Source organism: Acidovorax sp., assembly GCF_021287135.1.
GTDB lineage: Bacteria > Pseudomonadota > Gammaproteobacteria > Burkholderiales > Burkholderiaceae_C > Acidovorax.
This window is the reverse complement of record NZ_JAJTBB010000085.1, coordinates 66,154-85,028: the sequence shown is the minus strand read 5'-3', so window position 1 is coordinate 85,028 and position 18,875 is coordinate 66,154. Positions and strand designations below refer to the sequence as shown.

Annotated in this window: 14 protein-coding genes; 4 read left to right on the top strand and 10 right to left on the bottom strand. The window is 67.9% G+C overall.

The features are described 5' to 3' along the window. Window positions 1-5 precede the first annotated feature (5 nt). From pyrR to LWW96_RS20005, 3 genes are read right to left on the bottom strand one after another with little or no spacing between them, the layout of a single operon-like run. Window positions 6-536 carry a bifunctional pyr operon transcriptional regulator/uracil phosphoribosyltransferase PyrR gene (pyrR, locus tag LWW96_RS20015; RefSeq protein WP_291489620.1) on the bottom strand — a complete coding sequence of 177 codons (531 nt, stop codon included), beginning with the start codon at window positions 534-536 and terminating at the stop codon, window positions 6-8. Beyond that, on the bottom strand, window positions 533-967 hold the full coding sequence (gene ruvX / locus LWW96_RS20010) for a Holliday junction resolvase RuvX (RefSeq protein ID WP_291489619.1): 435 nt from the start codon (window positions 965-967) through the stop codon (window positions 533-535). Before ruvX ends, pyrR begins: the two co-directional genes overlap by 4 nt. Further along, window positions 964-1,563 carry a YqgE/AlgH family protein gene (locus LWW96_RS20005; protein ID WP_291489618.1) on the bottom strand — a complete coding sequence of 200 codons (600 nt, stop codon included), beginning with the start codon at window positions 1,561-1,563 and terminating at the stop codon, window positions 964-966. Before LWW96_RS20005 ends, ruvX begins: the two co-directional genes overlap by 4 nt. Window positions 1,564-1,584: 21 nt before the next feature. Here LWW96_RS20005 and LWW96_RS20000 point away from each other — a divergent pair, with 21 nt between their 5' ends. Further along, window positions 1,585-3,069, top strand: a complete 1,485-nt coding sequence (locus LWW96_RS20000) for a deoxyribodipyrimidine photo-lyase (protein WP_291489617.1) — start codon at window positions 1,585-1,587, stop codon at window positions 3,067-3,069. A gap of 54 nt (window positions 3,070-3,123) precedes the next feature. Here the strand turns inward: LWW96_RS20000 and LWW96_RS19995 are convergent, their stop codons facing one another. The 7 genes from LWW96_RS19995 to LWW96_RS19965 all read right to left on the bottom strand — a co-directional run bounded on the left by LWW96_RS19995 (window position 3,124) and on the right by LWW96_RS19965 (window position 14,597). Beyond that, window positions 3,124-4,296 carry a PilT/PilU family type 4a pilus ATPase gene (locus tag LWW96_RS19995; RefSeq protein ID WP_291489616.1) on the bottom strand — a complete coding sequence of 391 codons (1,173 nt, stop codon included), beginning with the start codon at window positions 4,294-4,296 and terminating at the stop codon, window positions 3,124-3,126. Window positions 4,297-4,404: 108 nt separating this feature from the next. Continuing rightward, window positions 4,405-10,704, bottom strand: a complete 6,300-nt coding sequence (locus tag LWW96_RS19990; protein ID WP_291489615.1) for an Hpt domain-containing protein — start codon at window positions 10,702-10,704, stop codon at window positions 4,405-4,407. Window positions 10,705-10,750: 46 nt separating this feature from the next. Beyond that, complete coding sequence (locus LWW96_RS19985; protein WP_291489614.1) at window positions 10,751-13,030, bottom strand: methyl-accepting chemotaxis protein; 2,280 nt, start codon at window positions 13,028-13,030, stop codon at window positions 10,751-10,753. A gap of 21 nt (window positions 13,031-13,051) precedes the next feature. Then, on the bottom strand, window positions 13,052-13,579 hold the full coding sequence (locus LWW96_RS19980; RefSeq protein ID WP_291489613.1) for a chemotaxis protein CheW: 528 nt from the start codon (window positions 13,577-13,579) through the stop codon (window positions 13,052-13,054). 15 nt (window positions 13,580-13,594) lie between these two features. After that, window positions 13,595-13,960 (bottom strand): response regulator, encoded by a 366-nt coding sequence (locus LWW96_RS19975; protein WP_291489612.1) that lies wholly within the window; start codon window positions 13,958-13,960, stop codon window positions 13,595-13,597. Next, window positions 13,960-14,358: a response regulator gene (locus LWW96_RS19970; RefSeq protein WP_005796099.1), complete on the bottom strand. Its 399-nt coding sequence runs from the start codon at window positions 14,356-14,358 to the stop codon at window positions 13,960-13,962. The genes LWW96_RS19975 and LWW96_RS19970 overlap by 1 nt, the downstream gene beginning before the upstream one ends. A gap of 65 nt (window positions 14,359-14,423) precedes the next feature. Further along, the gene (locus LWW96_RS19965) at window positions 14,424-14,597 is read right to left on the bottom strand and encodes a rubredoxin (protein ID WP_291489611.1); all 174 of its coding nucleotides are present in this window, start codon (window positions 14,595-14,597) and stop codon (window positions 14,424-14,426) included. Window positions 14,598-14,691: 94 nt separating this feature from the next. On the opposite strand from LWW96_RS19965, the gene LWW96_RS19960 reads away from it, so the two are divergent. From LWW96_RS19960 to LWW96_RS19950, 3 genes are all read left to right on the top strand, one after another. Then, window positions 14,692-15,648, top strand: coding sequence for a bifunctional hydroxymethylpyrimidine kinase/phosphomethylpyrimidine kinase (locus LWW96_RS19960; RefSeq protein ID WP_291489610.1), 957 nt, complete (start codon window positions 14,692-14,694; stop codon window positions 15,646-15,648). Beyond that, a complete protein-coding gene (gene hemL, locus LWW96_RS19955) occupies window positions 15,632-16,942 on the top strand; it encodes a glutamate-1-semialdehyde 2,1-aminomutase (protein ID WP_291489609.1) in 1,311 nt (436 codons plus the stop codon). The genes LWW96_RS19960 and hemL overlap by 17 nt, the downstream gene beginning before the upstream one ends. Before the next feature lie 150 nt (window positions 16,943-17,092). Further along, complete coding sequence (locus tag LWW96_RS19950) at window positions 17,093-18,841, top strand: alkaline phosphatase D family protein (RefSeq protein ID WP_291489608.1); 1,749 nt, start codon at window positions 17,093-17,095, stop codon at window positions 18,839-18,841. The last annotated feature ends 34 nt before the right edge of the window (window positions 18,842-18,875 follow it).

Sequence of the window (18,875 nt, the reverse complement as noted above, 5' to 3'; positions counted from 1 at the left end):
CCTCTTTAGTCTTTGTCTTGGACTTGGAATTGGAAGTTGCCGCTGTCATCGCGCGCCAGCGCCAGCGACTGCACCGCCGGCAGGGCCACGCGCGCCGCCGCAAAATCGGCCTGCACGGGCAGCTCGCGCCCGCCCCGGTCCACCAGCACGGCCAGGCGCACGCTGGCGGGGCGGCCGTAGTCGAACAGCTCGTTGAGCACGGCGCGAATGGTGCGGCCGGTATAGAGCACGTCGTCGAGCACCAGCACGTCGGCGCCGTTCACGTCAAAGGGCAGCGCGGTTTGCGCGCTGGCCGACAGGCCGCGCTGGGCAAAGTCGTCGCGGTGCATTACCGAAGACAGCACGCCCGCAGGGCCCTCCAGGCCCAGGTCTTTCTGCAGCCGCTCGGCCAGCCAGGCGCCGCCGGAGGCAATGCCGGCCAGGCGCGTGGTGGGGGTGAGCATGCTGCGCACGCCGCGCAGCAGTTCGCGGTACAGCGCTTCGGCGTCGAGGGCCAGCGCCCCCACGCTGGATGCCGGATGGGAAGGTTGGCTCATGGAAGATTCCTCAAAAACTGTTCCAGGATGATGCAGGCCGACGCAGCATCCGCATCCTTGGCGCCTCCCGCGAGGGCTTCGGTGGTGCTGTAGCGTTCGTCCACTTCAAACACCTGCAAGCCAAAGCGGCCGCGCAGCTGGCGCCCGAACTTGAGGGCGCGTGCGGTGTTCTCGTGGCTCGCGCCGTCGGGGTGGTAGGGCACGCCGATCACCAGGGCGTCGGGCTGCCACTCCTTGATGCGCTCGGCCACCTGGGCAAAGCGGGCGTCGCCCTCGGCCTGGATGGTGCGCTGCGGCGTGGCGCTCCGGAGCATGCGGTTGCCCGTGGCCACGCCCGTGCGCTTCAAGCCGAAGTCAAAAGCAAGAAAAGTCTGGAAATGCGCGGGAACGGCAGGCTGCGGGGTCGGCTGAACGGGCGGCAAGCCGGTCATGCGTGCCCCGCCTCCGGCGACAGCATCCAGGCCTGCAGGCCCAGCAGCGACAGCGCCCGGTCGTAGCGCTCGGGCACGGGGGTGTCGAAGATCACGGACAGGTCGGCCGCCACGGTGAGCCAGGCGTTCTCGGCCAGCTCCGATTCGAGCTGGCCCTCGCCCCACGACGAGTAGCCCAGCGTGATCAGCACGCGGCGCGGCCCGGCCCCGGTGGAAAGGGCTTCCAGCACGTCCTTGGACGTGGTCATCTCCAGCCCGCCCGGAATGGTCATGGTGGAGGCGTACACGGGCTCGTCGGCCTCGGCCTGGTCCACCAGGATCGGCTCGTGCAGCACGAACCCGCGCTCGGTCTGCACCGGCCCGCCCTGGAACACGGGCTCCCGGCTCAGGTCCTCGCGCCGTAGGGACAGGTCCACCTTGTCGAACAGGCTCTTGAGGGTGATGTCGGAGGGCTTGTTGATGATGAGGCCCAGCGCACCGCGTTCGCTGTGCTCGCACAGGTAGACCACACTGCGCGCAAAAGACGCATCTTCCAGACCGGGCATCGCGATCAGGAAGTGATGCGTCAGGTTGATGGGCGCAGAATCAAAAGACATCTGCCAATTTTAACGGTGAACATGGCGCCCCCCTCCGAGCCTTCCTACCCCTGCGGCCTCGTCTGGTTCCGCCGCGATCTGCGCGCCGACGACCAGGCCGCGCTGTACCGGGCCCTGACCCAGTGCCAACAGGTGCACTGTGCCTTCGTGTTCGACCGCGAGATCCTCGACCCGCTGCCCCGCGCCGACCGGCGGGTGGCGTTCCTGCGGGAGGCCGTGGAGGCACTGCACGGCGCGCTGGCCGAGCTGTGCAGCCAGCCGCACGGCGGGCTGATCGTGCTGCACGCGGCGGCCAGCGACGCCATTCCCGCGCTGGCGCAGGCGGTGGGCGCCCACGCCGTGTTTGCCAACCACGACGACGAGCCCCAGGCGCTGGAGCGGGACCGTCTGGTACGCACCCGCCTGGCGGCCGCAGGGCGGGCGTTCCAAACCTTCAAGGACCACACGGTGCTGGAGCGCAGCGAGGTGCTCACCCAGGCAGGCCAGCCCTACAGCGTGTTCACGCCCTACAAGAACGCTTGGCTGAAGCGCATCGACGCCTTCCAGCTCAGCGCCTACCCGGTGCAGCGCCATGCCCACCGCCTGGCGCCCCGGCCGCTGGACTGCCGCCACCCGGTGCCCTCGCTGACGTCACTGGGCTTCCAGGCCGCGGACGCACCCGCGGTGCGGCTACCCGGCGGCGCCGGGGGCGCGCGGCAGCTGTTCGACGACTTCCTGGGGCGCATCGACCGCTACGGGCAGACCCGCGACTTCCCCGCCGTCAAGGGCCCCAGCTACCTGAGCGTGCACCTGCGTTTCGGCACCATCTCCCCGCGCCTTCTCGCCCGCACGGCCCACCAGCGCATGCAGGAGGGCAGCCCCGGCGCCGCCGTGTGGCTGAGCGAGCTGATCTGGCGGGACTTCTACTTTCAGATCCTGCACCACCACCCCCACGTGGTCGGCCACAGCTTCAAGCCCGCCTACGACGCGATCCGCTGGGAATCCGGCCCGCAGGCCGAGGCCCTGTTTGCCGCCTGGTGCGAGGGGCGCACCGGCTACCCGCTGGTGGATGCGGCCATGGCCCAGCTCAACCAGACGGGCTACATGCACAACCGCCTGCGCATGGTGACCGCGAGCTTCCTGGTGAAAGACCTGGGGGTGGACTGGCGCTGGGGCGAAGCCTACTTTGCCCGGCAGCTCAACGATTTCGACCTGGCTGCCAACAACGGCGGCTGGCAATGGGCCAGCTCCAGCGGGTGCGACGCGCAGCCCTACTTCCGCATCTTCAACCCGGTGAGCCAGAGCGAGAAGTTCGACCCGGAGGGCAAGTTCATCCGCCGCTACCTGCCCCAGCTCGCAGCGCTTCCCACCAAGGCACTCCACGCTCCCTGGCTGGCGCGCCCGCTGGAGCTGCAGGAAGCGGGCGTCCGCCTGGGCGGCACCTACCCCCTGCCCGTGGTGGAGCACGACGTGGCGCGGCAGCGCACGCTGGAGCGGTATGCGGTGGTCAAGACCGCTGCAGGCTGACACCACACAGCGCCCGGGGTAGAGCCCCGCGGCCAAAGCCCGGACCTGGGGAGGTCAGCGATGCCCCGGCGGTGGCGGATCAGCTGGCGGGGGTTCTTCCGGCGTCATCTGCATGCCGTCGCCGCCCAGCGAAGCCCCCGCGGCCAGCCGCAGCCGCAAGCGCACATCGGTGCGGTTGTCTGCGTTGGCAATGGCTTCTTCGGGCGATATCGCACCCGCCTCCACCATGCCCAGCAGCGACTGGTCAAAGCTCCACATGCCCTGCTCGCCACTGCGGGTGATGGCGGTCTTGAGTTCGTCGATCTGCCCCTTCTGGATCAGCTCGGCCACATAGGGTGTCAGCAGCATGATCTCGGTCGCGGGCATCAACTGGCCGGCAAGGCCCTGGACCAGTCGCTGCGCAATCACGGCGCGCAGGTTGAGCGACAGGTCCATGAGCAACTGGCGGTGCGCCTCCTCGGGGAAAAAATTCAGGATGCGCTGCACCGCCTGGTTGGCGTTGTTGGCGTGCAGGGTGGACACGCACAAGTGGCCGGATTCAGCGTAGTGCAGCGCGTGCTGCATGGTGGCCCGGTCACGGATCTCGCCGATCATGATCACATTGGGCGCCTCGCGCATGGCACGGCGCAGCGCCTCGTCGTAGGACAGGGTATCGAGCCCCACCTCGCGCTGCGTCACCAGGGACTTTTTGTGGCTGTGCAGGTATTCGATAGGGTCTTCCACCGTGAGGATGTGCCCGCCGGTGTGCGTGTTGCGATGGTCCAGCAGTGCGGCCAGCGTGGTCGTCTTGCCCGAGCCTGCCGAGCCCACCGTCAAGACCAGCCCCCCTTTGAGAAACGCCAGCCGCTGGAGCACGGGCGGCAACCCCAGCGCTTCCAGCGTCGGGATGCGCGCAATCACATGGCGGATCACCATGCCGACCTGCCCCCGCTGCCTGTGCACGTTCACGCGAAAACGCTCGCCGTCGGCGGTCTGCAACGAGAGGTCGTACTCCATCGTGGCCTCAAACTCCTTGCGCTGGGCCTCCCGCAGAATGGAATAGGCCATTTGCCGCACATCGTCGGCCGCGAGAACTTGCTGCGCTATGGGGATGAAGGCCCCCTGCCGCTTGATGGTGGGCGCAGCACCCGCCAGCAAGAACAGGTCCGAGGCCCGCTCGCGCGCCACCAGGGCCAGGCAGGACAGCAGCCGGGGATCGGGGGGCGGAGATGGTGCCAGCGGGTCCATCACCGTGACTCGGCCCGCCTTGCCCGTGCACAGGGCTCAAGGCAAGGCAGCCCAAGAGCACTCCCGACCCAGGCGGACTCGCAGGGTCGGGAGCGGGCCTGCATGGTGTCAGGCCTCGGCCGCTGCAGTGGCAGCTGCCCGGGCGTAGTGCTGGATCAGGCTCAGCAGCTCCTCGTCGGAGTACGGCTTGCCCAGGTAGTGGTTGACGCCCAGCTCCATGGCATGTTCGCGGTGCTTTTCGGCGATCCGCGAGGTGATCATGATGATGGGCAGGTCGCGCAGGGCACCGTCGGCGCGGATGTTGCGCGCCAGGTCGAAACCGTCCATGCGGGGCATTTCGATATCGGACAGCACGACGGTGGGGCGCTCCTCCTGCAGGCGTTCCAGCGCCTGCAGGCCGTCGGCCGCCAGCGCGACGCGGTAGCCTTCGCGCTGCAGCAAGCGCTGCGTGACCCGGCGCACGGTGATGGAGTCGTCCACCACCAGGACCAGCGGCACCTGGCTCGGACCCGCCAGCTGCGGCGACACCACCGGCTTGCCGCCGCCCGCGACCGCGGCCCCTTCGGCACCGGCCTCCAGCACCGGCGGCAGGCCCGCCGTGGCGGCACGCACCTGGTCGCCGTACACCGTGGCCAGGGCCACCGGGTTGTAGATCAGCACCACGGCGCCCGATGCCAGCACCGACATGCCGGCCAGGCCAGGCAGCCGGGACAGCTGCGGCCCCAGATTCTTCACCACCACTTCCTGGTTGCCCAGCACTTCGTCCACGTGCATGGCGATGCGCTGTGACGCGCTGCGCAGGATCACGACCGGACGCGTCTTGCCCGCCGGCTCGTTGCTGCGCGCAGACGCCTGCAGCAGCGCACCCGACCAGAAGAACGGCAGCTTTTCCATGCCATCGTCGAACAGGCCGGTGCGGTACGCCTCTTCCAGCTCCGGCCCCGACGTGCGGCGCACGATCTCGACCACGTTGGCCGGAACGCCGATGGCCAGATCGCCCGAACGCAGCATCACCACCTGCGTGACGGCCGTGGTCAGCGGCAGCACCATGCGGAAGGCAGCGCCCTTGCCGGCCTGGGTGGAGGTCTCGATGCGACCGCCCAGTGCGTTGATTTCCGAGCGGACCACGTCCATCCCGATGCCGCGCCCCGCCAGGCCCGTCACTTCCGTGGCGGTGGAGAAGCCCGGCATGAAGATCAGGCTGCCCGCTTCCGCATCGCTCAGTTCGGCATCGGGAGCGATGAGGCCCTGCGCCACCGCCTTCTCGCGGATGCGCGGAACGTTCAGGCCGGCACCGTCGTCGCGGAACTCCACCGACACGTCGTTGCCCTCGTAGCGCAGATCCACCGTGATGGTGCCCGACGCGGGCTTGCCGGCCGCAACGCGGTCTTCGGGGCTTTCGATACCGTGGGCCACGCAATTGCGCAGCAGGTGTTCGAACGCAGGCGTCATGCGGTCCAGCACGCCGCGGTCCATCTCAATCGAGCCGCCCGTGATGTCGAGCTTGATCTGCTTGCCCATTTCCTTCGACGACTGGCGCACCACCGCATACAGGCGCTCCGCAATGCCTTCGAACTCCACCATGCGGGTGCGCAGCAGATCGCGCTGCAGTTCACGCGCCTGACGGCCCTGGGCGATGAGGTCGTCTTCCGCACCTTCCATCGCCCGCTGCAGGTTGCGCTGCACCGTGGCCACGTCGTTCACCGACTCGGCCATCATGCGCGTGAGTTCCTGCACCCGCGTGAAGCGGTCGAACTCCAGCGGATCGAAGCCGGCTGCGGAATCCTTGGACAGTGCCAGGCGCGACTGCATCTGCGTCTCGGCCTGCACTTCGATGTCGCGCAGCTGCTGGCGCAAGCGGTCCAGGTTGCCGGACAGATCGGCCAGCGAACTGCGGAACTGGCCCATCCGTGCATCCAGCCGCGAGCGGCTGATCATCACTTCGCCCGCCTGGTTCACCAGACGGTCCAGCAGCTGTGCACGCACGCGCACCGACTGGCTGGCTGCCGCGCGGAGCGGGGCCAGCTGCGACGTCACGGGTGCCCGCAGCGCCGCAGGTGCGGGTGCGCCCGTGCCGGACACCGCGGGAGCACGCGCTGCTGGCGCGGATGCCGCCGCAGCGGCCTGCGAAGTCTCGGGGGCCGCCACCGGGTGGATGGGGGCGTCTTCCACCGGCGCCACCATGGCGGCCTCGGCGGGGCTCTGCCCAATGGCGCGCAGCGCATCAAAGCCCGCCTGCAGCGCGTCAAAACTCGCCTGCAAAGGCTCGATCTCGTCTGCCGTCACCGTTTCGGCATCCAGCTGCTCGATGGCGGACTCCAGCCGGTGGGCCATTTCTCCCAGCCGCATGGCGCCGGCCAGCCGCGAGCTGCCCTTGAGCGTGTGCAGTGCCCGCAGCACTTCGTTGCGGGCCCCGAGGTTGTCCGGGCGCGCAGCCCATTGCCGCAAGGCGCCGCCCAGCTGCGGCAACAGTTCGGCCGCCTCTTCCTCAAAGATGGGGAACAGGTCGGGGTCGATGACGTCGATGGCATCGATGTCATCGTCCACATCCGAGGCGCGCGCAACGGCCTGGGCGATGGCCTGGTCCACGCGATCGTCGTGGTCGGGCACATGGGCCGACAGCGCTGGCGCCACCGCGCGCGGGGAGACGGCCACGGGGGCCGGCTCCTCTGCCAGGGGTTCCAGCGGCATCTCGGTGGCCGCGGGTGCAACGCTGCTGGCCGCCTCCTCGGGTGCGAGGAGCGCCTCGGCGGCGGCATCCTCTTCGGGCGGAGACAAGGTGTTGTCCACCTCGGTTTCCAGGATCTGCCGCAGTTGCTCCAGAACGTCCTGGCTCGGCTCCTTGAGGAAGCCGGCCGCAAACTGGTGCAGCAGGCGCCGGATGTCTTCGGCAGCCGCCATGAATGCCTGAGCCTGTTCCTGCGTGCCACCGGACTGCAGGGTCACGTGCTGCAGCGCGTGCTCCAGCACGCGCGCCAGCTCGGACAGGGCCGTGAAGCCCACGGTGGCGGAGGCGCCGGCCAGCGAATGGGCCAGTGCCACGGCCGTGTCGGGCAGGGGCTCGTGCAGTTCCAGCGACCATTCCTGGAGGCAGGTCGCCAGGCGACGGGACCACTCGTCGGCCTCGTTGAGGTACACGTTGTACAGCGGGATGCCGATGCGCAAGGTGTCGATCACCTTCACCGCCTCATCGCCGCCATCCTGCTCCTCGGGCGGCAGGGCTTCGGCCGCCACGGGCGCAGGCGCTTCCACCGGCGCCGGTGCGGGCTCTTCGAACGTCGCCAGCGCCGGGGCCTCCACGGCCTGCTCGGGCTCCTGCGTCACTTCGGGCAGCGCTTCTTCGGCCAGGGCGGCCAGCATGTCGTCGTCGGCGAGAAGCGGCTGCGGCGCGGGTGCCGCCGCGGCAGGCATTTCGCCCGGCAGCAGCGCCTCCAGCGGGGACAGCTCGGCGGATTCCAGCGACGGCAGGTCCAGCGCCTCGGCCGCAGCGGCCTCGGCCACGCCCTCTTCCGCTGGCGTCAGATCGGCCAGTGCCGGCGCTTCGTCCTGCGGCGGCGCGGCCACCGCAGCGGGCTCCAGGTCGGGCAGCTCGAGGTCCAGCACAAAATCGGCGCCCAAGGCCTCTGCGGGCTCCGGCTCGGCTGGCGTGTTGTCCAGGGCGGCCTCGAACTCGGAGAAATCGATGTCCTCGGTAACCTCGGGTGCGGGCTCCGTGCCAGCGGCACCTTCTTCGGGAATCTCGGTGGCCGCGAAGTCCTGGACTCCCAGGTCTTCGGACTCGGCGGGTGCTAGTGCCTCCGCCGCAACCACCGCCACCTCGGGCAGTTCCTGGGGCGCAACCTCTGCCACCAGCGGCTCGGCCGGCGCTGCGGCCGCCGCCGGCTCGGCAGATTCTGCACCGGCGGGCGCCAGCGACAGCGGCACCAGCGTGCCCTGCAGGCGCATGGCATCTGCAGACTTGCGGAACGCCTCCGGCGTCCATCCGGACGCGGTACCCGCAGCGATATCGTCGGCCCAGCGGCCAAAGGCTTGCAGCGCGTCGGACGACAGCTGCAGCAAGCCGGGCTGCATGGGCTTCTGCTCTGCCAGCCAGGCATTGAGCACCTGCTCCATGGACCAGGCTGCCTCGCCAAAGTCGTTCAGCCCCACCATCCGCGAGCTGCCCTTGAGCGTGTGGAAAGCGCGGCGCAGCGTGGTCTGCTCGCTGAGGTCCGCCGGCTCGCTGCGCAGGGTTTCGATGGCGGCCAGGCCGTTGCCCACCACTTCCCGCGCTTCTTCCAGGAAGACGTCGAGCAGCTCGTCCTCGACCTCGGGCTCCTGCGCGGCGACAACCGGCGCCACGGGCGCGGGTACTGGCACCTCGGCCGCTGGCGCGGCGGGCGCTGCGTCCGCCGGGGCAGGCAGCTCCAGATCAAAAGAGATGTCCGGCGCGAGCGCGTCGGCCGCCACCGGCTCCACAGGGGAGCTGGCGGGCGCGGGCGGTATATCCGCCAGGAACGGCAGCGACCCGAAATCGGTGGGCGCGCTCACGGGCTCCTGCACCGGGAAACGGGGCAGCACATCCGGCACCGGGATGGCAGCGCGCTCTTCCAGCGGGGGCGGCGTGTCTTCCGCGGCGTCCGAGGCGCGCCGCCGGGTCTTGCCCATCAGGATGCGCAGCTCGCCCAGCTCTTCGTCGTACACGAACAGCTTGCGCGCCATCGTGCGCTGATAGCTGAGCATGTCGATCAGGAACCCCAGCGCTCCGAGGCTGTTGCCCAGCTTTTCAAACACGCCCTGCCGGTCGGCTTCAGGCACTTCGTTGATGAGCAGCCGCTCCACCGTGTCCCGCATGCGGACCACAGCCAGCGAGGCCTGGTCCAGCCCCAGCACGGACAGCACACCCCGCATCTGCGCAAGGTGGCCCGGGACGGTGGCCAGCACCGCCGTGTCCTGGGGATTGCGGAAGAACTGGTCCATCGCCTTTTCGGCCTCGGCCAGGGTCGCCCGCAGTTCGTCCACCACGCTGCCCATGGTCTGGTTGTCGCTGACCCTGCGGTACAGCTCTTCCATCCACGGCTCCAGCGGTTCCGGCTCGGCGCCCGCCCGCACAGCATCCAGGCGTTCGGCCAGCCGGCCGGCACGGGCTTCCATCTGGTCGTCCGCGGCATCCAGCTCTTCGAAAGCAGCCTGCAGGTACAGCACCGAGGTGGCCACTTCCATGGCCAGCGCGGCCGAAGGCGGTTCACCGGAGCGGGTGGTTGCATCCAGCGCACGCGTCAGCGCCTGGGCCAGGCTCTCGCTGCCAGGCTGCAGCTTGCGCAGCGAATCACACACCAGGCTGAACTGGTCCGCCGCCGGCTTGAGCTTGTTGCGGTCGCCGCCCGCCAGCGCCGACCAGGTTTCCGTGGCCGCGGCAATCCGCTTGCGCGCCTGGGCCAGCAAGGCCGGGTCAAACCGGCCGAAACGGGCCGACTCGTAGTCCACCGGCTTGAACCGGTCCAGCGCAAAGGCCTGCCGGACCGCCCGCAGGGCGGGCACGTCCTGGGCCGCCGGATCGGCCGGCTTGGCTTGCGAGCAGAAAAAGAGCAGGTCCTGGACCAGCCGGTCGGCAATCGTCGCGTCGCCCTTGGCCAGGGTTGCGTATTGCATCAGCACCCGGGACGCCACCCGCTTGACGTAGACGTCCGCAGGCAGCAGGCCGGTGCCAAACGCTTCAAAGAAGCCGGCGCAGATCTTCCAGAACGCCCGGGACTGCCGGTCTTGCTGGGCGGCCACGAACCCCAGGCAGGTGTCCCGCAGGCTCAGGGCGGCCTTGGGATCGCCCGATTTGACGATGCGCAGCACGGCCGAGTCGAGGCGCCCGCGCGCCTGCGGGCCATAGGCCAGCGGCGCGGCCGCGACCACACCCTCGGGCTCGCGGAAACGCCGCTCCACGGGCCACAGGTCGGCCGGGTGCACCCGGTCCGCACCGGCCAGCGCCTGGGCATCGCGGTACTGGGGAAACAGCGCCACCGGGGAGGCCGGCTTGCCGGCCAGCACAGTTTCGAGGTATTCGATCAGCGCGAAGCTGGCCCGCTCAATGACAGCAGCGGCTTCGTCGCTGCAGCTTTCGGGCCGCTGCACAAACTTCTGCACGGCCGACTCCATGGCCCGCAGAACCAGCGCGGGCGGGCCCATGCCCACCATTTCCAGAGCGCCGCAGGCCTGATGCAACTGCTGGCGCGCGATGCGCAGGGGGCCGGCGTCCAGCGCGGCCAGGTCAGATTCGCGGGCCGCTTCTGCGTCGCGAACAAAGCGGCGCATGGCCTTGACGGCTCCGTCAAGGGATTTGCGCAATTCGTCAAGCACCCACGCCAGGGGGCCGAGGTCCTGATCCCCCTGAGCGCCATCCACAGCCGGTGCAATATTGACATCAATAGATGACATGGATTCGTCCCCGGCTGCTTCGAGCCAGATGGTTGAAGACTAAGCGTCAGGCAATCTTGAACCGGGCCACCGACTGGCGCAGTTCCTCGGCCATGTGAGAAAGCTCACGCACCTGCTGCGCCGTGGTGCGCGTGCCCTCGCCCGTCTGCTCGGTCACCGCAAAGATGTGCTGGATGTTGTCCGCCACCTCGTTGGCCAGCACGGCTTCGCGCGATGTGGACGACGAGATCTGTTCAATCAGTTCTGCCAGACGGCGCGACACGCGGTCGATTTCGGTCAGGGCGGTACCGGCGCTGTCGGACAGGCGCGCCCCTTCCACCACCCCTTGCGTGGAGCGCTCCATAGCGGCCACGGCATCCTGGGTGTCGGTCTGAATGGCCTTCACCAGCGCCGAGATCTGGCGCGTGGCGTCTGCGGAACGTTCAGCGAGGCGCTGCACTTCTTCCGCCACCACCGAGAAGCCGCGGCCCGCTTCACCGGCGGACGCAGCCTGGATGGCGGCGTTCAGGGCCAGCACGTTCGTCTGCTCGGTAATGTCGGAAATCAGTTCAGTGATTTCACCGATCTCCTGCGACGATTCGCCCAGGCGCTTGATCCGCTTGGAGGTGTCCTGGATCTGGTCGCGGATGGAGTTCATGCCGCCAATGGCGTTCTGCACGGCCTGCAGGCCGGAGTCGGCCGCTTGCAGCGATTGGCGGGCCACGGTAGCGGACTCTTGCGCCTGGGTGGACACCTCGTTGATTCGGGTCGCCATGTCCAGAACGGAGCGGCCGGTTTCGCGGATCTCGCGCAGCTGTTCGGTCGAGGCGGCCAGCAGTTCCGTGGAGGTGTTGTCCACCTGCGCGGTCGTCTGCGCCACGCGGGTGGCCGTGTTCTGCACGCTGCCCACCAGCTGGCGCAGCTCTTCCACCGTGTAGTTCACCGAGTCGGCGATGGCGCCGGTGATGTCTTCCGTCACGGTGGCTTCCTGGGTCAGGTCACCCTCGGCAACCGCCTGCAGTTCGTTCATCAAACGCAAAATGGCCGCCTGGTTGGCGTCGTTGACGCGCTTGGCTTCCTGCTCCTGGCGCTTGGCATCGCGCTGCTGCATTTCAGCAGCCGCCTGGCGGCCACGGCTGTCCAGCAGCTGCACGCGGGAAATGCCCACGCCGCAAAGAATCAAGAACAGGCCGGCGAGCGCCAGGGCTGCCAGTTGCCCGCCGCCCACGCCCGTCTGGGCCGACAGCTTGGTCTGCAGGTTTTCCAGCTGGCGGCGCAGCGGTTCGCTGTCGGCAATGATGGCGGACTGTGCTTCGCGGGCCGACACCAAGCCCTGCAGGTTGCCCAGAATGGCGCTGGCCTGGGTGCGGGTCTGCTCGTACAGCTTCACGAGCGCTTCGAGTTGTTCGCGGGTCTGGGCGTCCTTGGTGGCCGTCAGGCGCAGTTCGGGGCTGCCGTCCAGCAGGCCCTGGGCAATCTCCTTGAACGAGTTCAAGTCCTTGCCCAGCAGGAACACGGCCTCAGGGCTCACGCCTTCCATGGTCTGGAATTCGTTGGCCGACTTGCCGATCCGCTGCGTCAGCATCACCAGCTGGCCTGCCGCGGAAATTTCGGCCGCCGGTGCGTTTTGCTGCAGCTTGAGCGACGAGACGGTTTCTGCGATTTCCAGCAGGTCGGACGACTGGCGGTTGATGGTCCGCAGCGCGTCACCCACCTGGGTCAGGATCTTTTGCTGGCCCATCACCACGCTGGCGTTGCGCTCGGCGCGCTCCATCAGGGGGTTCACGGCTTCCAGGTCGGGCTTGTAGGGCTCGCCCAGGGATTGCACGCCCAGCTCTTCGTCGCCCCCGTTCAGGGCGCGCACGTTGCGCGCCAGCACGCCGGAGCTTTCCACCACGTCAGGGAATGCCTGCGGGCTGCCCACCAGCGCCTGCGACACCGACTTGGCCAGGCGCTGCGACTGCATGAGCGACTGGCCGGTAGCAGCGAGCTGCTGCGCCGAGCGGTCGGCCTGGCGCAGCACCCAGGCGGCGATCAGCGCCAGCACCACCACGCCCACGCCCAGCAGCCCCAGCAGGCGCCGCTGGTGCGCCGCCGCGGTGGCACGCCCCAGGAGGGGCAGGGCAATGAGGTCTTCCTCGGTTTCGGGCGCGGACAGCTCCGAAGGGTAGCCGTCCGGGTCGCCCTGGACGCTGTTCAGGGCCTCTGCCTGGTAGGTCTCGCGCAATGCGCTTGCACCCGCGGCAAGCGGGTCCTGCCCGTCGTCAGCGGCGCCAGCCACCGCGCCGGCGTCCGGCGTGGCAGGTTTCCGGTTGAACAGTTTTCCAAATTGATTGACGACGGACATGGTGCAGCCTTACAGAAAAACTCAAGCACTGATGCTCAGGAAAGCAGGATGTTGGGACAGGATCTGCAGGTTCAGCTCCTGCCAGCGCGTGCCGCTGGAATCGAGGTAGGTGGACCCGAAGAAGGCGGGCGCATCTTCAGCCGGGGGCTCGGACCCGACGAAGGCCTCGGTCCCGCGCAACCCCGCGAGCCGGTCCACCAGCAAGGCGGCATTCACGTCCAGGGCGGCGTTGAACGCCAGCAGGCTGGCCTCGGCCAGCCCCTGCTCCGTACGCGCCACCTCGGAGCCCAGCAGGCCCGCCAGATCCACCACCCCCACCAGGCCGCCGCGCAGGTTGGCAACGCCCAGGAACCAGCGTTGGGTGTAGGGGACCGCCTGGACCGGCACCCAGGGGAAAATTTCCCCGGACTGGCCCAGCGGCAGCAAATAGAAATTCCCGGCGGACTCGACCGCCAGCCAGGACGACACAGAGGTTCCTTCGGTTCTTGCAGCCTGAAGGCGGCTGGCAAGCCGGGTCTGGAGCTCTCGCAGGGCTTCGCGGTTGGCCATGAACGCGCAGCAGCCTCAGTTCAGGGCGTCAATCTTGGCCTGGAGTTCAGCGGGGTCCACGGGCTTGGTGATGTAGCCCCGCGCTCCCTGCCGCATTCCCCAGACGCGATCGGTCTCCTGGTTCTTGCTGGTGCACATGATGATCGGCACGTCGGCGTAGGCGGGGTCCCGCGTGATGGCACGGGTGAGCTGAAAACCATTCTGGCCGGGCATGACCACGTCCATCAGGATCAGGTCGGGCTTTTCTTCGGCCAGGCGGCGGAACGCTTCGTCGGCATTTTCTGCCGTGCGCACCTGCATGCCTTTTTTCTGGAGCAGGTCAGTCAGGAACATCAACTCGGTCTTCGAGTCGTCGACGACCAATACTTTCTGGATGGGCATTACATCGCTCCTTGTTGGGAATTGCCAAACTGCTGCACAGCCTGCAGCAGCTGGTCTTTGGTAAACGGTTTGGTGAGATATTCCTGGCAGCCGACCATACGCCCGCGCGCCTTGTCGAACACGCCGTCCTTGGAGGACAGCATCACCACCGGAGTATCTGCAAAACGGGCGTTGCGCTTGATAATCGCGCAGGTCTGGTACCCGTCGAGCTTGGGCATGAGGATGTCGCAGAAAATCAGCTGGGGCTGGTAATCATTGACCTTGGCCAAAGCATCAAAGCCGTCGTCTGCCAACAAGACTTCGTGCCCCCCCTGCTTGAGAAAAATCTCGGCGCTTCGACGGATGGTATTGCTGTCATCCACCACGAGCACTTTGAAAGATGCGCCTGTTGTAGTCAATTGTTACCGCTCCCGAGGGAAAAATAAACAACGCAGCAGTCCATGATGGAGGATGCTGCTGCGTCTCAGATCTGAACCATCTCGAAGTCTTCCTTGCGAGCCCCGCATTCGGGACAGGTCCAGTTCATGGGAACCTGGTCCCAGGGCGTATTGGGCGCAATGCCGTGCTCTGGTGAACCCGCTGCTTCGTCATAAATCCAACCGCAAATCAGACACATCCAAGTTTTAGAGTCGGTCACAGCTTAAAGGGCCTTCACATAGAATGCAACGATTGTATCTAGTCATCTCCATGGGCCACGGCATTGGTGCCACCCCGCTTGCAGGATCTGGTCCATGACCGACAAAGCCTCCCTCCCCCCCTCGGAAATCATAGACGGCGAAGATGACGGTTCGGAGGAAGCGACCCCCGCCTGCGTACTGGTTTTCAACGCCAACGACCCCAGCGGCGCCGGCGGACTGACCGCGGACATCACCACCATCGCATCGGTGGGCGGGCACCCGGTGGCCGTGGCCTGCGGCGCCTATGCCCGCGATACCGCGCAGATTTTTGACCACTTCAGCTTCGATGACGAGGCGGTGACCGAGCAGGCGCGCGCCGTGCTGGAAGACCTGCCCGTGCAGGCCATCAAGGTCGGCTTCCTGGGCAGCGCGGAAAACGTGAGCGCCGTCGCGGAGATCACCACCGACTACGACGAGGTGCCGGTCATCGCGTACATGCCCAACCTGTCCTGGTGGCGCGAGGAGCTGATCGACGAGTACCTCGACGCGTTCCGGGAATTGTTACTGCCGCAGACGTCGGTGTTGGTTGGAAACCACAGCACGCTGTGGCGCTGGCTGCTTCCGGACTGGAACAGCGACCGCAGTCCCACGGCGCGGGACCTGGCCCGTGCTGCCTCGGACATGGGCGTGCCCTACACCCTGGTCACCGGCATCCCGTTGCCCGAGCAGTTCGTGGAGAACGTGCTGGCGTCGCCGCAGATGGTGCTGGGCACGGGGAAGTTCGAGCTGTTCGACGCCACCTTTTCGGGGGCGGGCGATACCCTGTCCGCAGCGCTCACGGCGCTGGTGGCCGCCGGCAACGACCTGGGCGAGGCCACCAGCGAAGCCTTGAGCTACCTCGACCGCTGCCTGGACGCGGGCTTTCGCCCGGGCATGGGGCACATCGTGCCCGACCGCATGTTCTGGGCCCAGCCCGACGACGACAGCGACACCGAAGAAGAAGAGACCGCCATTGATGAAGCACAGGCCCTCGAAGGCTTTGTGATGCCCCCCCATGACACCAAGCACTGACCTCAACATTCCCCTGTTCGAACGCGCCAAGGCGCTCATCCCCGGCGGCGTGAACTCGCCCGTGCGGGCCTTCAAGGCCGTGGGCGGCACGCCGCGCTTCGTCAAGCGTGCGCAGGGCGCCTATTTCTGGGACGCCAACGACCAGCGTTTCATCGATTACATCGGCTCCTGGGGTCCCATGATCCTGGGCCACGGCCACCCGGCCGTGCTGGAGGCCGTGCAGAAGGCTGCGCTGGAGGGCTTCAGCTTTGGCGCACCCACCGAGCGCGAGGTCGAACTGGCCGAGGAAATTCTGAGCCTCGTGCCTTCGATGGAAATGATCCGCCTCGTCAGCTCGGGCACCGAAGCCGGCATGAGCGCCATCCGGCTGGCGCGTGGCGCCACCGGCCGCAGCAAGTTCATCAAGTTCGAGGGCTGCTACCACGGCCATGCCGACTCGCTGCTGGTCAAGGCGGGGTCAGGGCTCGCCACCTTCGGCAACGCCACCAGCGCCGGCGTGCCGCCCGAGGTGGTGCAGCACACCATCGTGCTCGAATACAACAACGTTGCCCAGCTGGAAGAGGCCTTTGCCCTGCACGGCAAGGAACTGGCCTGCGTGATGATTGAGCCCATCGCCGGCAACATGAACTTCGTGCGCGCGAGCGTCCCTTTCATGAAGCGCTGCCGCGAGCTGTGTACTGAGTACGGCGCGCTGCTGGTGCTCGATGAAGTGATGACGGGGTTCCGCGTGGCCCTGGGCAGCGCCCAAAGTGTGTACGCCCAGAGCATTCCCGGCTTCAAGCCCGACCTCACCGTGCTGGGCAAGGTGATTGGCGGCGGCATGCCGCTGGCGGCGTTTGGCGGCCCGCGCGCCATCATGGAACACTTGGCCCCGCTGGGCGCGGTGTACCAGGCGGGCACGCTGTCGGGCAACCCGGTGGCCACGGCCTGCGGGCTGACCACGCTGCGCGAGATCCGGAAGCCCGGCTTCTTCGATGCGCTGGCGGCCCGCACCCGCTCGCTGGTCGATGGCCTCTCCCAAGCGGCCAAAGACGAAGGCGTGCCCTTCAGCGCCGACTGCGAAGGCGGCATGTTCGGCTTCTTCCTGCTGCCCGAGCTGCCGCAGAACTACGCCCAGGTGCTCAAGACGGACGGCGCGCGCTTCAACACGCTGTTCCACGGCCTGCTGGACCGCGGCGTCTACATCGCCCCCGCGTTGTACGAGGCCGGCTTTGTGAGCGCAGCCCACACGGCCGAGGACATTGCCACCACCGTCGCCGCCGCGCGAGAAGTGTTCAAAACGCTACAAAAATAATAGCTGCTTGCGCTTGTCCATCAAGCGCTAGGCTGCTATTTGACTCAAAAGTGCTGCGGCGCGCCTTCGCTCCGCAGCGCGCGCCGTTGTTTCATACGGCCGTCATCGGGTGCGTGCACGCTGGGGTGTTTGTTCCACCGACACGGCCCCATGACCCACCCTCTCCTTCCCTCTTCCTCCCATCCGATTCGCGACGCCGCTGCGGCAGACCCCGGCCGGCGCCGCTTTGTGCGCCAACTGGGCGTGGCGGCCGCCGCCCTGGGCACGCTGCCGCTGACCGCGTGCGGCGGTGGCGATGACGCGCCCGCCGTCCAGTTTGCGCACGGCATTGCCAGTGGCGACCCGCTGGCGGACCGCGTGATGCTGTGGACCCGGGTCACGCCACCCGCGGGCCATACCGGCGACATCCCCGTGGATTGGGAGGTGGCGGCCGACAGTGCCTTCGCCGCGCTGGTTGCGCACGGCCAGGGCACGGCTGCCGCAGGCAAGGATTTCACCGTGAAGGTGGATGCCACGGGCCTCAAACCCGCCACGGTGTACTACTACCGCTTCCGCGCGTACGCGGCCACCTCCGCCACGGGACGCACCCGCACGCTGCCCACGGGCAGCGTGGCCCAGGTGAAGCTGGCGGTCTTCTCGTGCGCCAACTACCCCGCCGGGTACTTCAACGTGTATGCCGACGCAGCCCGGCGCAACGACCTGGATGCCACCGTGCACCTGGGCGACTACATCTACGAATACGGCCAGGGCGGCTATGCCTCGAGCCACGCGGGCGCCCTGGGCCGCCTCTCGGCACCCGCCAACGAAATCGTGAGCCTGGCCGACTACCGCCAGCGCCACGCGCAGTACAAGACGGACCCCGACCTGCAGGCCCTGCACGCCGCAGCGCCCATGATCGCCGTGTGGGACGACCACGAAATCGCCAACGACACCTGGCGCGACGGTGCGGAAAACCACCAAAGCGCCACCGAAGGCAGCTTCGGCGCGCGCAAGGCCGCCGCCATGCAGGCCTACCACGAGTGGATGCCCACCCGCAACGCGCAGCCGGAGCTGATCTACCGCAGTTTCGCCTTCGGCAACCTGGTGGCCTTGCACATGCTGGACACCCGGGTCATCGCGCGCGACGAGCAGCTGAGCTATGGCGAGTTCTTCACCGCCAGCGGCTTTGACGCGGCCGGCTTCACGGCGGCCGTGGGCAACGCCAGCCGCCAGTTGATGGGCACGGCCCAGACCCAGTGGCTGCAGCAGCAGATGGCGGCCTCCACCGCCACCTGGCAGGTGCTGGGCCAGCAGGTGCTGATGGGCCGCATGAACATTCCCGCGCCCATCCTCATGGAAACCGTGCAGCCCGGCTCGGGGCTTTCCTTCGGCCAATATGCCGCGCTGGCGGCCCGTGCGCGCACCAACCCCGGCAGCCTCACACCCACCGAGCAGGCCATCCTGGCCCAGCCCGCCATTCCCTACAACCTGGACGCCTGGGACGGCTACCAGGCGGCGCGCGAGACGGTGCTCGCCACCTCGCGCAGCCTGGGCAAGAACCTGGTCGTGCTGTCGGGCGACACGCACAACGCCTGGGCCAACGAACTGCAGGACCGCAACGGCAATGCGGTGGGCGTGGAATTCGCCACGTCGTCCGTCACGTCGCCGGGCTTTGAGGAATACCTGCCCAACGAAAACCCCGCCATGCTGGCCGGCGCGCTGCAGCAGATGATTGCCCCGCTGAAATACTGCGACACCGCGCGCCGCGGCTACATGGTGCTCACGGCCACGGCCAGCGAATGCCGTGCGGACTGGGTGTACGTCAGCACCATCACCAGCCGCAGCTACACCGCCAGCACGGACAAGTCGCTCAAGGTGGTGGCCGGCGCGGCAGGCGCGGGCCACATCGTCGCCGCCTGACGCAGCGGGGGCAGCCGCCCTCCGCGCAGCGCCA

Excerpts from the sequence above, each read along its gene's own strand:
- pyrR (WP_291489620.1), bottom strand. The coding sequence starts at position 536 with ATGAGCCAACCTTCCCATCCGGCATCCAGCGTGGGGGCGCTGGCCCTC.
- ruvX (WP_291489619.1), bottom strand. The coding sequence starts at position 967 with ATGACCGGCTTGCCGCCCGTTCAGCCGACCCCGCAGCCTGCCGTTCCC.
- LWW96_RS20005 (WP_291489618.1), bottom strand. The coding sequence starts at position 1,563 with ATGTCTTTTGATTCTGCGCCCATCAACCTGACGCATCACTTCCTGATC.
- LWW96_RS20000 (WP_291489617.1), top strand. The coding sequence starts at position 1,585 with ATGGCGCCCCCCTCCGAGCCTTCCTACCCCTGCGGCCTCGTCTGGTTC.
- LWW96_RS19995 (WP_291489616.1), bottom strand. The coding sequence starts at position 4,296 with ATGGACCCGCTGGCACCATCTCCGCCCCCCGATCCCCGGCTGCTGTCC.
- LWW96_RS19990 (WP_291489615.1), bottom strand. The coding sequence starts at position 10,704 with ATGTCATCTATTGATGTCAATATTGCACCGGCTGTGGATGGCGCTCAG.
- LWW96_RS19985 (WP_291489614.1), bottom strand. The coding sequence starts at position 13,030 with ATGTCCGTCGTCAATCAATTTGGAAAACTGTTCAACCGGAAACCTGCC.
- LWW96_RS19980 (WP_291489613.1), bottom strand. The coding sequence starts at position 13,579 with ATGGCCAACCGCGAAGCCCTGCGAGAGCTCCAGACCCGGCTTGCCAGC.
- LWW96_RS19975 (WP_291489612.1), bottom strand. The coding sequence starts at position 13,960 with ATGCCCATCCAGAAAGTATTGGTCGTCGACGACTCGAAGACCGAGTTG.
- LWW96_RS19960 (WP_291489610.1), top strand. The coding sequence starts at position 14,692 with ATGACCGACAAAGCCTCCCTCCCCCCCTCGGAAATCATAGACGGCGAA.
- hemL (WP_291489609.1), top strand. The coding sequence starts at position 15,632 with ATGACACCAAGCACTGACCTCAACATTCCCCTGTTCGAACGCGCCAAG.
- LWW96_RS19950 (WP_291489608.1), top strand. The coding sequence starts at position 17,093 with ATGACCCACCCTCTCCTTCCCTCTTCCTCCCATCCGATTCGCGACGCC.